Raw genomic sequence first — 14,143 nt, 5'->3', positions numbered from 1 at the left:
TGCGCGCCAGAGGAGACACACATGGCAGGACCCCTGAAAGGACTTCGGGTCGTCGAGATGGCCGGCATCGGCCCCGGCCCCTTTTGCGCGATGCTGTTCGCCGACATGGGCGCGGAGGTGCTTCGCATCGCGCGCCCCGGCACGCGGCGCGACCCCCACGACATCCTGGCGCGCGGGCGCAGCACCTGGGAGGTCGACCTGCGCGCCCCCGACGCCGCCGCGCCGGTGCTCGACGCCATCGCGCGCGCCGACATCCTCATCGAGGGCTTCCGCCCCGGCGTGATGGAACGCCTGGGCCTGGGCCCGGCCGAATGCCTCGCGCGCAACCCGCGCCTGGTCTACGGCCGCATGACCGGCTGGGGCCAGCACGGCCCGCTGGCGCACGCGGCCGGCCACGACATCAACTACATCGCCATCAGCGGCGCGCTGCACGCCATCGGGCGTTCGGGCGAGGCGCCCGTGCCGCCGCTGAACTACGTGGGCGACTTCGGTGGCGGCGCCATGCTGCTGGCCTTCGGCCTGCTGGCTGCGCTGCACGAGGTCAAGGCCTCGGGCCAGGGCCAGGTGGTCGACGCCGCCATGACCGACGGCGCTGCGTTGTTGTCGGCCATGATGTACGGCTTCAAGTCGGCCGGCCAGTGGAGCAACCAGCGCGGCGAGAACCTGCTCGACGGCGGCGCCCACTTCTACGACACCTACGCCTGCGCCGACGGCAAGTACGTGGCCATCGGCTCCATCGAGCCGCAGTTCTACGCCCTGCTGCGCGAACGCTGCGGCCTGGTCGACGACCCCGCCTTCGACGCCCAGATGGACGCCGACCGCTGGCCGCTGCTCAAGCTGCGCCTGGCCGACGTGTTCCGCACCCGCACGCGCGACGAGTGGTGCGTGCTGCTCGAAGGCAGCGACGCCTGCTTCGCCCCCGTGCTCGACTGGGACGAGGCCCCGCAGCACCCGCACAACGTGGCGCGCGGCACCTTCGCCACCGTGGGCGGCGTGGTGCAGCCCGCGCCCGCGCCGCGCTTCAGCCGCACCGCGCCGGTCGTGCCACCGGCCGTGTCGCCCGACGACGGGCCGGCGCTGCTGAAGCGCTGGGGCGCGGCAGCGCCCGTGGCCGAAGCACGCTGACGTCCTCGTTTTCCGGGCATGCGCGTTCGCGCATGCATGGCATTTCCGCACCGCACCGACAGGAGCCTTGTCCATGCCCACCACGCCACCGCCGCTGTGCCTCACGCAGGCCCTGCACCGCGCCATGCAGTGCAGCCCGCGCGCCGTCGCCACCGTGTTCCAGGGCCGCACGCGCACGTACGGCGAACTCGGCGAACGCGTCGCGCGCCTGGCGGGCGGGCTGCGCCGCCTGGGCGTGCAGCCCGGCGACCGCGTGGGCGTGCTCGCACTCAACGCCGACCGCACGCTGGAGTACTACCTGGCCGTGTGGTGGGCCGGCGGCGTGGTCAATCCGGTCAACACGCGCTGGAGCGTGGCCGAGATGGCGCACTCGCTCGACGACTGCGCGACGCACATCCTGTTCGTGGACGACCAGTTCCTGGCGACGGCGGACGCGCTGCGCGCCGCCGCGCGCGCCGTCACCACCTGGGTCTACATGGGCGAGCGCCAGGCACCCACGGGCATGACCGATTACGAAGCGCTGGTCCGCGAGAGCGAGCCCGTGCCCGACGCGCTGCGCGGCGGCGACGACCTGGCCGGCGTGTTCTACACCGGCGGCACCACCGGCCGGCCCAAGGGCGTGATGCTCAGCCACGCGGCGCTGGTGATCAACGCGCAGGTCTCGATGCTCGGCGCCTTCTTCGACGACAGCGCGCGGCTGTTGCAGGTGGCGCCGCTCTTTCACCTGGCGGGGCTGTCGTTTTTGCTGCGCGGCGTGCTCATGGGCTGCGCGCAGATCATCCTGCCGGGCTTCTCGGTGGACGGCATGCTCGCGGCCATCGAGCGCGACCGCGCCACCAACCTCATGGCCGTGCCCGCCATGCTGCAGATGCTGGTGGACGACCCGCGCACCGCGCAGGCCGACCTGTCGAGCGTGCGCTTCGTGGGCTACGGCGCCTCGCCGATCACCGAGGCGCTGCTGGAGCGCGCCTTCGCCACCTTTCCGCAGGCCGAGTTCGCGCAGGGTTACGGCATGACCGAGCTGTCGGCCGGCGTGAGCTACCTCACGCGCCACTACCACTCGCCCGAAGGCCGCAAGCTCGGCAAGCTGGCCTCGGCCGGGCAGGCGCTCTCGGGCATCGACCTGCGCGTGTGCGACGGCGACGGCCGCGAGGTGCCGCGCGGCACCGTCGGCGAACTCACGGTGCGCAGCCCGTGCGTGATGCAGGGCTACTGGAACCTGCCCGAACAAACCGCGGCCGCGTTGCGCGATGGCTGGATGCACACCGGCGACGCGGCCCGCATGGACGACGACGGCTTCGTCTTCATCGTCGACCGCTACAAGGACATGATCGTGAGCGGCGGCGAGAACATCTACTGCGCCGAGGTCGAGGGCGCGCTCGCGCGCCACCCCGCCGTGGCCGCCGCCGCCGTCATCGGCGTGCCCGACGAGCGCTGGGGCGAGGCCGTGCATGCGGTGGTGGTGCGCAAGACGGGCACCGAGGCCGATGCCGAAGCGCTCATCGCCCATTGCCGCGCACTGATCGCCGGCTACAAGTGCCCGCGCAGCGTCGCGTTCGTCGACGCGCTGCCGATCTCGGGCGCCGGCAAGGTCATGAAGTACCGCCTGCGCGAGCCGCACTGGGCCGGCCACGCACGCCGGGTTGCCTGACGAAAAAAACCACCAAGGAGACGACACCATGTTCCTCACCCAGCCCCTGCACAAGGGCCGCCGCGAGAAGGCCCACGAGACCGCCGTGGTCTGCGGCAACCACCGCCTGGACTTCGCGACCCTCACTGACCGCGTGGCGCGCCTGGGCGCCGTGCTGCAGCAGCTCGGCATGGCGCGCGGCGACCGCGTCGGCATGATGAGCCTGAACTCGCACCGCTTCGTCGAGTTCTTCTTCGGCACCTGGTGGGGCGGCGGCGTCATCAACCCGGTGAACATCCGCTGGAACCCGAAGGAGGTCGCCTACTCGCTGGACGACTGCGACACGCGCATTCTGCTGGTGGACGACCTGTTCGCGCCCATGGCCGGCGAGCTGCGCAAGCTATCGACGTCGCTGCGCACCGTGGTGTACTGCGGCGACGGCCCCGTGCCCGAGGGCATGGTCGGCTACGAGGCGCTGCTGGCCGACGCGCAGCCCATCGACGATGCGCCGCACAGCGCCGACGAGCTGGCCGCCATCATGTACACCGGCGGCACCACCGGCCGGCCCAAGGGCGTGATGCTCACGCACGGCAGCCTCTACATCAACGCGCTGAGCTCGGTGGCCGCGGTGCCGCGCGAGACGCGCAACGCTGCCGTCGTCATCGCCGTGCCCATGTTCCACGTGGCCGGTTGCGGGCTGTCGCTGCAGAGCATCCTGCGTCTGGTGCCGCAGCACGTGGTGCCGATGTTCGACGAGGTGGCGATCCTGCAGGCCATCCAGGCCGCGCGCGCCACCGAGATGTTCCTGGTGCCCACCATGATCAAGCGCGTGATCGAGCACCCGCGCTTTGCCGAGTTCGACCTGTCGAGCCTGCAGATGCTGCTGTACGGCGCCGCGCCCATCGACGTCGCGTTGCTCGAGCAGGCCATGGCCGCGCTGCCCGCCACCAGCTTCTCGCAGGCCTACGGCATGACCGAGCTGTCGCCCACCGTGGCCGTGTTGATGCCGCACTTCCACCTGCCCGGCCCCGACCGCAACCGCCTGCTGCGCGCGGCCGGCACGCCGGTGCCCGTGGCCGAGATCCGCATCGTCGACGGCGAGGACAACGAGCTGCCCCCCGGCCAGGTCGGCGAGATCGTCGCGCGCGGCCCGATGGTCATGAAGGGCTACTGGAACAAGCCCGCCGAGACCGAGGCGGCGCTGCGCGGCGGCTGGATGCACACCGGCGACGGCGGTTACATGGACGAGCATGGCCTGCTGTTCGTGGTCGACCGCATGAAGGACATGATCGTGAGCGGCGGCGAGAACGTGTACTCGGCCGAGGTCGAGAACGCCATCGCCCAGATGCCGCAGGTGCTGATGTCCGCCGTCATCGGCGTGCCCGACGACAAGTGGGGCGAGCGCGTGCATGCCGTGATCGTTCTGCGCGAAGGCATGCCGCTCATGGCCGACGACGTCATCACGCATTGCCGCGACCAGATCGCCAACTACAAGTGCCCGCGCAGCGTGGAGTTCCGCGAGGCGCTGCCGCTGTCGGCCGCCGGCAAGCTGCAGAAGTTCCAGCTGCGCGAACCTTTCTGGGCGGGTAAAGAACGCCGCGTCGGCTGACCCCATTCCCCTCATTCCAAGACACTGAAGGACACCCCATGCCCATCGATTTCCGCCGCTCGTGGAGCGACGAAGAACTGGAGCTATACCGCGACAACGTGGTGCGTTTCGTCGAGACCGAAGTCGTGCCGCACGACGAAGAGGCGCGCAAGCGCGGCCACGTGGGCCACGAGGTGTGGCGCAAGGCCGGCGCGCTCGGCCTGCTGTGTTCCGACATCCCCGAGGCCTACGGCGGCGCGGGCGGCGACTTCCGCCACGAGGCCGTGTTCTACGAAGAGAAGGCGCGCCGCGCGCTGACCGGCATGGCCAGCTCGGTGCACACCATCGTGGCGCACTACTTCCTGAACCACGGCACCGAGGAACAGAAGCAACGCTACCTGCCGCGCATGGCGCGCGGCGAGCTGGTCGGCGCCATCGCCATGACCGAGCCCGGCGCCGGCTCCGACCTGCAGGGCGTGCGCACGCGCGCCGAGAAGCAGCCCGACGGCAGCTACCGCATCCGCGGCTCCAAGACCTTCATCACCAACGGCTTTCTTGCGGGCGTGGTGCTGGTCGTGGCCAAGACCGACCCGACGCAGGGCGCCAAGGGCACCTCCATCCTCATCGTCGAGACCGAAGGCTGCGAGGGCTACCGCGTGGGCCGCGTGCTCGACAAGATCGGCATGAAGGCGCAGGACACCTCCGAGCTCTTCTTCGACGACGTGCACGTGCCGGCCGACGCGCTGCTCGGCGGCCAGGAAGGACAGGGCTTCTTCCAGCTCATGAGCGACCTGCCGTACGAGCGCACCATCATCGGCGTGAACGCGCTGGCCACCATGGAAGGCGCCTACCAGGCCACGCTCGACTACGTGCGCGACCGCAAGGCCTTCGGCAAGCCGATCGCCGAGTTCCAGAACACCAAGTTCAAGCTGGCCGAGATCGCCACGCAGATCAAGGTCGGCCGCGCCTTCATCGACCGCTGCGTGGAAGACCTCGTGGCCGGCAAGCTCGACACCGCCACCGCCTCCATGGCCAAGCTCTGGGCCTCCGAGACGCAGGGCCGCGTGGTCGACGAGTGCCTGCAGCTCTTTGGCGGCTACGGCTTCATGACCGAGTACATGGTCGCGCGCATGTACGCCGACGGGCGCGTGCAGCGCATCTACGGCGGCACCAACGAGATCATGAAAGAAGTGATCTCGCGCGCGCTGTGACGGCGATGAACGAGGTGCTGCAGGTCGAGCGGCGCGGCGAGGTCGCCTGGCTCACGCTGAACCGCCCCGAGCGCCTCAACGCGCTCGACCCGGCGCTGGTGCGCGCGCTGCGCGACTACTTCGAAGGCCTGAACGCACGCAGCCCCGAGCGCGTGGTCGTGCTGCAGGGCGCGGGCCGCGCCTTCTGCGCCGGGCTCGACCTGAAGGAGCAGGTGGGTGGCGAAGACCTCGGCGTGGCCGACATGCTCGAACAGCAGAAGGGTATCCGCGACATCATGCTGGCCATGCGGCGCTGCCCGCAGCCCATCGTCAGCGTGGTGCAGGGCGCGGCCAGCGGCGGCGGCTTTGCACTCGCGCTGGCCTCCGACGTGCGCCTGGCCACGCCCGACGCGCGCATGAACGCCGCCTTCATCCGCATCGGCCTGTCGGCCTGCGACGTGGGCGTGAGCTACTTTTTGCCGCGCATGGTCGGCAGCTCGGTGGCGGCCGAGTACATGCTCACCGGCCGTTTCATGGACGCGCAGCGCGCGTACGCGCTGGGCCTCGTGAGCCGCGTCGACACGCTGCCCGCGCTGCAGGCCGAGGCGCAAGCGCTGGCCGACGACATGCTCAACGCGACGCCCGTGGCGCTGCGCCTGACCAAGGAGGCGCTCGGTATTGCCGTGGATGCCGGCAGCATGGAAGCGGTCGTCGCCATGGAAGACCGCAACCAGGTGCTGTGCACCCAGACCCGCGATTTCCGCGAAGGCATGACCGCCTTCCTCGAGAAGCGCGCGCCCGTCTACACGGGACGCTGAGCTTCATTCCGAATTTCAACGGACCGCACACAAGGATTTCCATGACCCTCGACGACCTGATGTTCAAGCCCGGCCTGCTGGCCGGCCGCCGCTACCTCGTGACCGGTGGCGGCAGCGGCCTGGGCCGCGTGATGAGCGAGGCGCTGCTGCTGCTCGGCGCCCACGTGTACATCTGCGGGCGCCGCGCGCCCGTGCTCGAAGAAACGGCGGCCGAGCTGATGCACCTGCACGGCGGGCGCGTGACGCCCAAGACCTGCGACATCCGCCACGACGCGCAGATCACCGAGATGCTCGATGAAATCTGGGCCGACGGCGGCGCGCTCGACGGCCTCGTCAACAACGCCGCGGGCAACTTCGTGAGCCGCACCGAAGACCTGTCGCCGCGCGCCTTCGACGCCATCTCGAACATCGTCTTTCGCGGCAGCTTCTGCATGACGCTCGAATGCGGCAAGCGCTGGCTCGCAGAGGGCAAGGCCGCGTCGGTGCTGTCGATCCTCACCACCTGGGTATGGAACGGCTCGCCCTTCACCGTGCCTTCGGCCATGTCGAAAGCCGGGCTGCATGCCATGACGCAATCGCTCGCGGTCGAGTGGGCCGGGCGCGGCATCCGCTTCAACGCCATCGCGCCGGGCCTGTTCCCCACCGAAGGCATGAGCGCGCGCCTGAACCCCGGCGGCGGCGAGCACAAGGCCGAACGCAACCCGATGGAGCGCAATGGCCGCATGCCCGAGCTGGCCAACCTTGCGGCCTACCTGCTCGGCCCGGGCTCGGAGTACGTCAACGGCCAGACCATCGCCATCGACGGCGCGCAGTTCCAGGCCACGGGCGGAAATTTCTCGCGCATGTCGCAGTGGCAGGACGAGGACTGGAAACGCGCGCGCGCGCACATCGCGGGGCGCGACGCGCAGGACAAGCGGCAGCGGCTGGCGGCCTGAAGCGCCGCAACCTAGGGAAAAACTCCAGCGTCAGGATTCCAAAGTATCGGAACAAGCACCGACGAGATCACAAAGAACGACCTCTCTTTCCAGAATTTAACGACCGTTAACCGGCCCGTGCGCGACGTCTTCACGACGTGGCTTCACCGGCAGGGCGACGGTCTTTTCATTCCATTCCAAGACAGAGAGGGTTCGTTCCGTCATGACGAGATCACCGAAGTTCAAGCGCAGGGCCGTGGCCTGCGCCGCCGTGTGCGTGTGGGGTTCGATGCTGGCCACCGCGGCCGGCGCACAGGCCTATCCGGGAGACCCCGGCATGATCGGCGACCCGGCCAGCTGGCGCACGAAGGAGTTCCTGGCCGACTGGGGGCTCGGGGCGATGAAGACCGAGTACGCCTATGCGGCGGGCTTCACCGGCAAGGGCGTGAAGCTGGGCGTCATCGACTCGGGCTTCGACCTGCGCCACACGCGCGAGCTGCCGCTCACGCGCTTCACGGCGCTGGTGACGGCGACGTCCAACGGGGCGTACAGCGAGTTCGCGGCGGATGGTTCCGAGCTCAACGGCAACGCGGGGGGGTATGGCTTCCACGGCACCCATGTGAGCGGCACCGTTGGCGCCAGCCGGGACGGCCAGAACGTCCCGAACAACATGCACGGCGTGGCGTTCAATGCCCAGGTGGTCGTGGGCAACACCAATGCAGGCGACAAACTGTATTCGGGGGCCCGCTTGGGGCCGGACCGCTACGCGCATGCATCGACCGAGAACTTCCGCAATCTCTACCAGGGCATGCGCGACGCGGGCGTGCGGGTCGTCAACAACAGCTGGGGCAATCCTGAGCGTTCGAATTTCAGCACCACGCAGGCGGTCACCGTTGACTATCTGCAGTACCTGCGAGGGCTGTCCTGGGTCGATGCCGCGATCGATGCCACGAAGCCCCAGGCCGATGGCAAGGAAGGGGTCATCCAGGTGTTCGCTGCCGACAACCAGGGGCAGGCCAACCCGGCGGCGCGCGGGGCGCTGCCGTATTTCAGGCCCGACGTGGAGGGGCACTGGCTGACGGTGACGGGCGCCATGGAAAGGTGGGACAAGAAGGGCTACCTGCAGAACGGCTCCCTCAACAAGTGCGGCATCGCCAAGTACTGGTGCGTGGCCACCCCCGGGTCCGGCATCACGAGCACGGTGTTCGACGGGGCCTACGGGACCTACACCGGAACCTCGATGGCGGCGCCGCATGCCACGGGGGCCCTGGGCATCATCATGGAGCGCTTTCCGTACATGACCAACGAGCAGGCGCTGCAGGTGCTGCTCACCACGGCCACGAAGCTCGACGGCACGCGCCAGACGGCGCCCGACGAGGTGATCGGCTGGGGCCTCGTCAACCTCGAGAACGCCATGAAGGGGCCGGGCCAGCTGCTCAAGCGCACGGTCATCGACATGCCTGGCGGGATGGCCGATACGTGGCGCCACGACATCTCGGAAACGGGGCTGGTCCAGCGCAAGCAGGAAGAGGCCGCCGAGATCGCACGCCTGGGCGCGCTCATGAAGGGACCGGTGGCCCTGGACACCTTCAGGCCCGAGGGCGAGGAGGCCGTCGCGTTGCTCCAGGCCCTGCGCACGGCCATGCTGTCGGGTGGTGACTACGCCCAGGCGCTGGCCGCCGCAAAGGCAAATCCCCTGGCGAAGGGCACCGCCGGGCGGTTTGAAATCTTTCGCCGGCTTGCCGGCCCGGGAGATCCCCAATGGGCCGAGATATCGGCGTACCTGGTGGTTCCCGTAGACGACATCATGACGGCGGTCGAGGACCGGGCGATGGCGATCAACGTCGACTGGGACCGCCTGACCCACCTGCGCAGCAAGACCGACGAAGACTACCGCGGCAGCCTCGTGAAGGCCGGCGCCGGGCGGCTGGTGCTCACGGGTACCAACACCTACTCGGGCGACACGCGCATCCAGGCCGGCGAACTCGCGCTGGGCGAGGGCGGCACCACCGGTTCCATCACCAGCCACGTGGCCATCGACGCGGGCGCCAGCTTCGCCATCGACCGCGGCGACGCCTACGACTTCACCTACAACATCACCGGCGCGGGCGACCTGCGCACCACGGGCGGCACGACCGGCGAAGGCGTCACCACCTTGAGCGGCGCCAACAGCTACGCCGGCGCGACCTGGGTGCAGGGCGGCACGCTGCGCGCGGGCTCGGCCACCGGCCTGTCGAACGCCAGCGCGTTCACGGTGGCCGGCAAGGCCAGGCTCGACCTCAACGGCTTCGACGCCACCATCGGCTCGCTGGCCGGCGCGGGCGACGTCGCCGTGGGCACCGGCACGCTGACCACCGGCGGCAACGACCGTTCGACGCAGTTCGCGGGCCGCTTCAGCGGCAGCGGCGGCCTCGTCAAGGCGGGCGCGGGCCGCTTCGAGCTCACCGGCGACTCCGGCGCCTTCACCGGCAAGACCTCGGTGGCGCAGGGCATGTTGTCGGTGAACGGCACGCTGGGCGGCACGATGGCCGTGCTGTCGGGCGGGCGCCTGCAGGGCACCGGCACGGTTGGCAGCACCACCATCGCGGCGGGCGGTGTCGTGGCGCCGGGCAACTCCATCGGCACGCTGCACGTGGCCGGCAACGCACGCTTCGCGCCGGGCGCGACCTTCGAAGCCGAACTGAGCGGCACCGATGCGCAGGCCGACCGGCTCGACGTCAGCGGCCGGGCCACGCTCGAGGGCGGCACGGTGCGCGTGCTCGGCGGCTACGTTCTCGGTGCGCGCTACACGCTGCTGAACGCCGAAGGCGGCGTGAGCGGCACCTTCGCCGACTTCAGCGTGGCCAAGGACTACCTCTTCCTCTCGCCGAAGCTGGGCTACACCGCGACGCAGGTCTACACGGAAGCCATGCGCAACAGCGTGTCGTTCGCTTCGGTCGCGCAGTCGGGAAACCAGCGTGCGATGGGGGCGAACCTCGATGGCGCGGCTGCCTGGAGCCCGGCGCTGGCCGCCGCGCTGCAGCTGGAGAGCGTGCCGGCCGCACGCACGGCCTTCGACAGCCTGTCGGGCGAAGTGCATGCCTCCGCGAAGACCGCGCTCATCGAGGACAGCCGCTTCGTGCGCGAGGCCGCGCTGGAGCGCCTGCGTGCCTCGGCCGGCACGGCGGGCGCGTCCACGGCGCAGGTCAAGATCAACGACGGCGCCGGCCAGTCGCACATGGCCGCACCGACCACGGGCGAGACGGTCTTCTGGAGCCAGGCCCTGCATTCGACCGGCCGCGCGCGCGGCGACGGCAACGCCGCACGGCTCGATCGCTCGGTCGACGGCCTGCTGATGGGCGGCGACACCCGCGTGGGCGACAACGTGCGTCTGGGCGTGGCCGGCGGCTACAGCCGCAGCAAGGTCGACGTGGACGCGCGCTCGTCTTCGGGCGATGCCACCAGCTACCACCTGGGCCTGTACGGCGGCACCACGCTCGGCCCGTGGGCCCTGCGCGCCGGCGCGGCCTATGCGCGGCACGACGTGGACACCACACGCCAGGCGCGCGTGGCGGGCCTGGCGGATTCGCTCAAGAGCAACCACGACGCATCGACCACGCAGGTCTTCGGCGAAGTGGGCTACAGCCTGGCGGCCGGCGATGTGGCACTGGAGCCCTTCGCGAACCTCGCGCACGTCACGCTGCACACCGACGCGTTCTCGGAGCGCGGGACGTGGGCGGCATTGCAGGCGCGCAGCGGCAGCGCGAACGTCGGGCTGTCGACGCTGGGCCTGCGCGCATCGACCGCCGTGCGCCTGGGCAGCGTCGACGCCACGCTCAAGGGCATGGTCGGCTGGCGCCGCGCCTATGGCGACCTGACGCCGTTCAGCAGCGTCGCATTGCCGGGCGCCACGGGCTTCTCTGACATCGCGAGCGTCGCGGTCGCGAAGAACGCGGCGGTGCTGCAACTGGGCATGGACTTCGCGTTCTCGCCGCGCGCGACCTTCGGCGTGTCGTATGGCGGGCAGTTCGGCGGCAAGGCGCGCGACCAGTCGGTGAAGGCGAATCTGAACGTGTCGTTCTGACGAAAGGCGAGGGTTTGGGCCCGTCTGCCATGTGTCGGCGGGCGGGCCCTTTTTTTGGGCTAGCGGATCACGCCCAGCTTGCGCGCAATCGCCACCGCCTCCGTGCGCCGCTTGGCGCCCAGCTTCATGTGGATGTTGCGCAGGTGCGTGCGCACCGTGCTCTCGGACACGAACAGCTTCTCGCCCATGGCGTTGTTCGAGTAGCCCTCGGCCAGCAGCTGCAGCACGCGGATCTCCTTGCGCGTGAGCGGCTCCTTGGTGGCGTCGCCCGAAGGCGCCTCGGCGTCGATCGGCGAGGGCGGCGGGCCCAGCACCTGCAGCAGCCGCTGCAGGTAGTCGGCCAGGATCGGGTCGCTGCGCAGCACGGGCGCGACGGCCCCAGCTTCTTGCTGCATGGCGGCGGCGTAGCGGTGCACCAGCGTGCCCACGGCGGGGCCTTCGTCGAGGATCAGCCGCACGAAGCCTTCCTGGCTCGCGGCCTGCAGCACGGCGCCGATCTCTTCGATGGCGGTGGCGAGGTCGCCCGCGCGCTGCAGTGCCAGTGCGCGCAGCACGCGCAGCTTGAGGGCGCGTCGGTTGCGGTTGGCGGCGACGGCGGCGTGCAGCTCGGCGTCGAGCACGGTGAGGGCCGCGCGCGCGTCGCCGAAGGCGATGTCCCAGCGCGCCCGCGCGAGCGCGAGGTAGTCGAGGTCGTGCGCGGGCAGGCGCTGGCGGCGCTCGCGCTCCCACAGCTCGGGGTCGTCGGCGCGCTGCAGCTCGTCGCGCGAGGCGGGACCGTTGCCCTGCAGCAGCAGCATGTGGGCGCGCTCCAGCTTGGCGCCCGCGACCACGCGCGGCAGCTGGCGGTGGTGGCCGAGGTATTCGAGTTCGGTCAGGGCCTGGAACGCGGCGTCGATGTCGCCCGCGTGGAAGGCGATGCGCGAGCGCATGACGTGGCTCAGGATCATGTGGTCGGGCAGGCCCACGTCGCGCGCCAGCGGCAGGTACACGTTCAGCAGGTGCTCGGCCTGCACCAGCTGGTTGGTTTCGTACACGGCGCCCGCGTACAGCACACCGGCCCAGGCGTTGCCGTGGCTGTGGTTGTACGACACGGCATGCGTGGAGTCGACCGCCATGCGCAGCCGCGCGGTGGCCTGGCGCAGCCGGCCTTCGGTGAGGTCGAACAGGCCCGCCAGCGACTCGGTGTACATGCGGTTGAAGGTGCTGTTGCCCTGTTCGCGCCGCGCGGCCTCGAGCAGGCGCTGCGCCTCGCGCTGGTCGCCGCGCACGGCGAGGATGTGCGCCATCGCGTTGAGCAGCACGCCCTCGGCAAAGGCGAGGCCGGTGGGCAGGCGCGCGAGGCTTTCGCGGCCGGCTTCATACGCCGCGTCGTGCTGGTCTTCCATCGCCAGCAGCAGCGGAATGAGCGTGTGGGCGTTGGCGCGCACCTCGGGAATGGGGCTGTCGAGGCAGCCCGACTGTTCGAGCAGCCGCATCGCGTCCCACGGGCCGTGCGTGAAGCAGGTGGCCCACAGCGCGATGAGCTGCAAAAACGGGTGCTCGCGCAGCTGATGCTCAGGGATGGCCGAGAACCAGCGCGCCAGCATGCGCATGCGGCCCTGCTCGAGGAACTGCTCGGCGTAGCTGTCGAGCAGCGTGAGCGCGTGCGGGTGGTCACCGCCTTCGATGGCGTGGTCGATGGCGGGCACGGGCCGGCCGTGCGACTCGTACCAGCCCGAGGCCGCGAGGTGCAGCCGCGCGAGTTCGCCGGGCCGCTCGCGCGCCAGCTGCGCACGCAGGAAGTCGGCAAAGAGGCTGTGGTAGCGCCACGCGCGCACCTCGCCGCCGGCATCGCCGCTCACGGGCGTGAGGAACAGGTTGGCGGCGGCCAGCTGCTCGAGGATGACGGCGCTGTCGCCGCGCGGGTTGAGCGCCTGGCACACCGAGGCGTCGAGCTGGCGCAGGATGCTCGTGCGCAGCAGAAAGTCGTGGATCTCGGGCGGCTGGTGCGCGAGCACGTCCTCGGCCAGGTAGTCGGCCACGGCGCGGTCGGAGCCCGAGAAGCGTTCGATGAAGCCGGTCTCGATGCCGTGCCGCTCGAGCGCCATCGACGCCAGCCAGATGGCCGCCACCCAGCCTTCGGTCTTGCGGTGCAGCTGCGAGAGCAGGTCGGCCGGCAGCGCCTGCGGCGGCTGCGCGGCGGCGTGCGGCGCATGCGCCTGGCGCAGGCCGATGAAGGCGCTGGTTTCTTCCAGCGAGAAGCGCAGGCGGTCGGTGTCGATCTCGATGAGCTGGCCGCGCGCGCGCAACCGGCCCAGCCCCAGGTCGGGCAGGCTGCGCGAGCCGATCACGATCCGTCCGCGCCGCGGCAGGTGTTCCACCAGCTCGCGCACGAGGCCCAGCACGGCGGGCTCCTGCACCACCTCGAAGTCATCGAGGAACAGCGTGAAGGGCGAGTCGTGCGCGGCCAGCGCGGCCACGGCGTCGAAGGGCGCGTGGCTTGCGGGCTCGTCCACGCCGATGCGCTGCACGGCCTCGGCCAGGCAGTTGAGAAAGCGCGACACGTCGTTGTCGGCGCGGTCGAGCGTGAGCCATGCGGTGGCGATGCCCTGCGCGTCCATGCGCTCGCGAATCTGCGCCATGGCGGTGGTCTTGCCGAAGCCGGCGGGTGCGCGCACCAGCACGAGCTTGACGGTGGCGGCCGCGATTTCTTCGCTGATGGCGGTGCGCGGCACCTGCGTGGCCACGAAGGCCGGCGGGTTCAGCTTGGTCTCGAGAATCCGGAGCGAAGAAGGGGGAACGGGGGCTGGAGCAGGCATCGCGAAGGGGGAGTGAG

The 14,143-nt window shown here is 70.4% G+C and carries 8 protein-coding genes; 7 read left to right on the top strand and 1 reads right to left on the bottom strand.

Annotated elements, in window-relative coordinates; all coding sequences use genetic code 11:
- Window positions 1-21: 21 nt before the first annotated feature.
- The 7 genes from AC1RL8_RS25605 to AC1RL8_RS25575 all read left to right on the top strand — a co-directional run bounded on the left by AC1RL8_RS25605 (window position 22) and on the right by AC1RL8_RS25575 (window position 11,328).
- Window positions 22-1,125: a CaiB/BaiF CoA transferase family protein gene (locus AC1RL8_RS25605; protein ID WP_062478197.1), complete on the top strand. Its 1,104-nt coding sequence runs from the start codon at window positions 22-24 to the stop codon at window positions 1,123-1,125.
- A gap of 73 nt (window positions 1,126-1,198) precedes the next feature.
- Entirely contained in the window at window positions 1,199-2,776 is a 1,578-nt protein-coding gene (locus tag AC1RL8_RS25600) for an acyl-CoA synthetase (protein ID WP_492686468.1), read from the top strand.
- Between the two features lie 28 nt (window positions 2,777-2,804).
- Window positions 2,805-4,364, top strand: coding sequence for a long-chain-fatty-acid--CoA ligase (locus AC1RL8_RS25595; protein WP_492686469.1), 1,560 nt, complete (start codon window positions 2,805-2,807; stop codon window positions 4,362-4,364).
- A 38-nt stretch (window positions 4,365-4,402) separates the two neighbouring features.
- Complete coding sequence (locus AC1RL8_RS25590; RefSeq protein ID WP_095746853.1) at window positions 4,403-5,554, top strand: acyl-CoA dehydrogenase family protein; 1,152 nt, start codon at window positions 4,403-4,405, stop codon at window positions 5,552-5,554.
- 5 nt (window positions 5,555-5,559) lie between these two features.
- Window positions 5,560-6,351, top strand: coding sequence for an enoyl-CoA hydratase/isomerase family protein (locus AC1RL8_RS25585; RefSeq protein ID WP_492686584.1), 792 nt, complete (start codon window positions 5,560-5,562; stop codon window positions 6,349-6,351).
- A 41-nt stretch (window positions 6,352-6,392) separates the two neighbouring features.
- Window positions 6,393-7,286: an SDR family oxidoreductase gene (locus AC1RL8_RS25580; protein ID WP_492686470.1), complete on the top strand. Its 894-nt coding sequence runs from the start codon at window positions 6,393-6,395 to the stop codon at window positions 7,284-7,286.
- A 202-nt stretch (window positions 7,287-7,488) separates the two neighbouring features.
- Window positions 7,489-11,328, top strand: coding sequence for an autotransporter domain-containing protein (locus AC1RL8_RS25575; RefSeq protein ID WP_492686471.1), 3,840 nt, complete (start codon window positions 7,489-7,491; stop codon window positions 11,326-11,328).
- A 59-nt stretch (window positions 11,329-11,387) separates the two neighbouring features.
- On the opposite strand, the gene AC1RL8_RS25570 is transcribed toward AC1RL8_RS25575, so the two are convergent.
- Window positions 11,388-14,126 (bottom strand): winged helix-turn-helix domain-containing protein, encoded by a 2,739-nt coding sequence (locus AC1RL8_RS25570; protein ID WP_492686472.1) that lies wholly within the window; start codon window positions 14,124-14,126, stop codon window positions 11,388-11,390.
- Between the last annotated feature and the right edge of the window lie 17 nt (window positions 14,127-14,143).

The sequence above is a fragment of the Variovorax sp. GW822-FHT04E09 genome (assembly GCF_058800845.1).
Note: the sequence above shows the minus strand (reverse complement) of the source record. Positions and strands in the feature narration are given on the sequence as shown.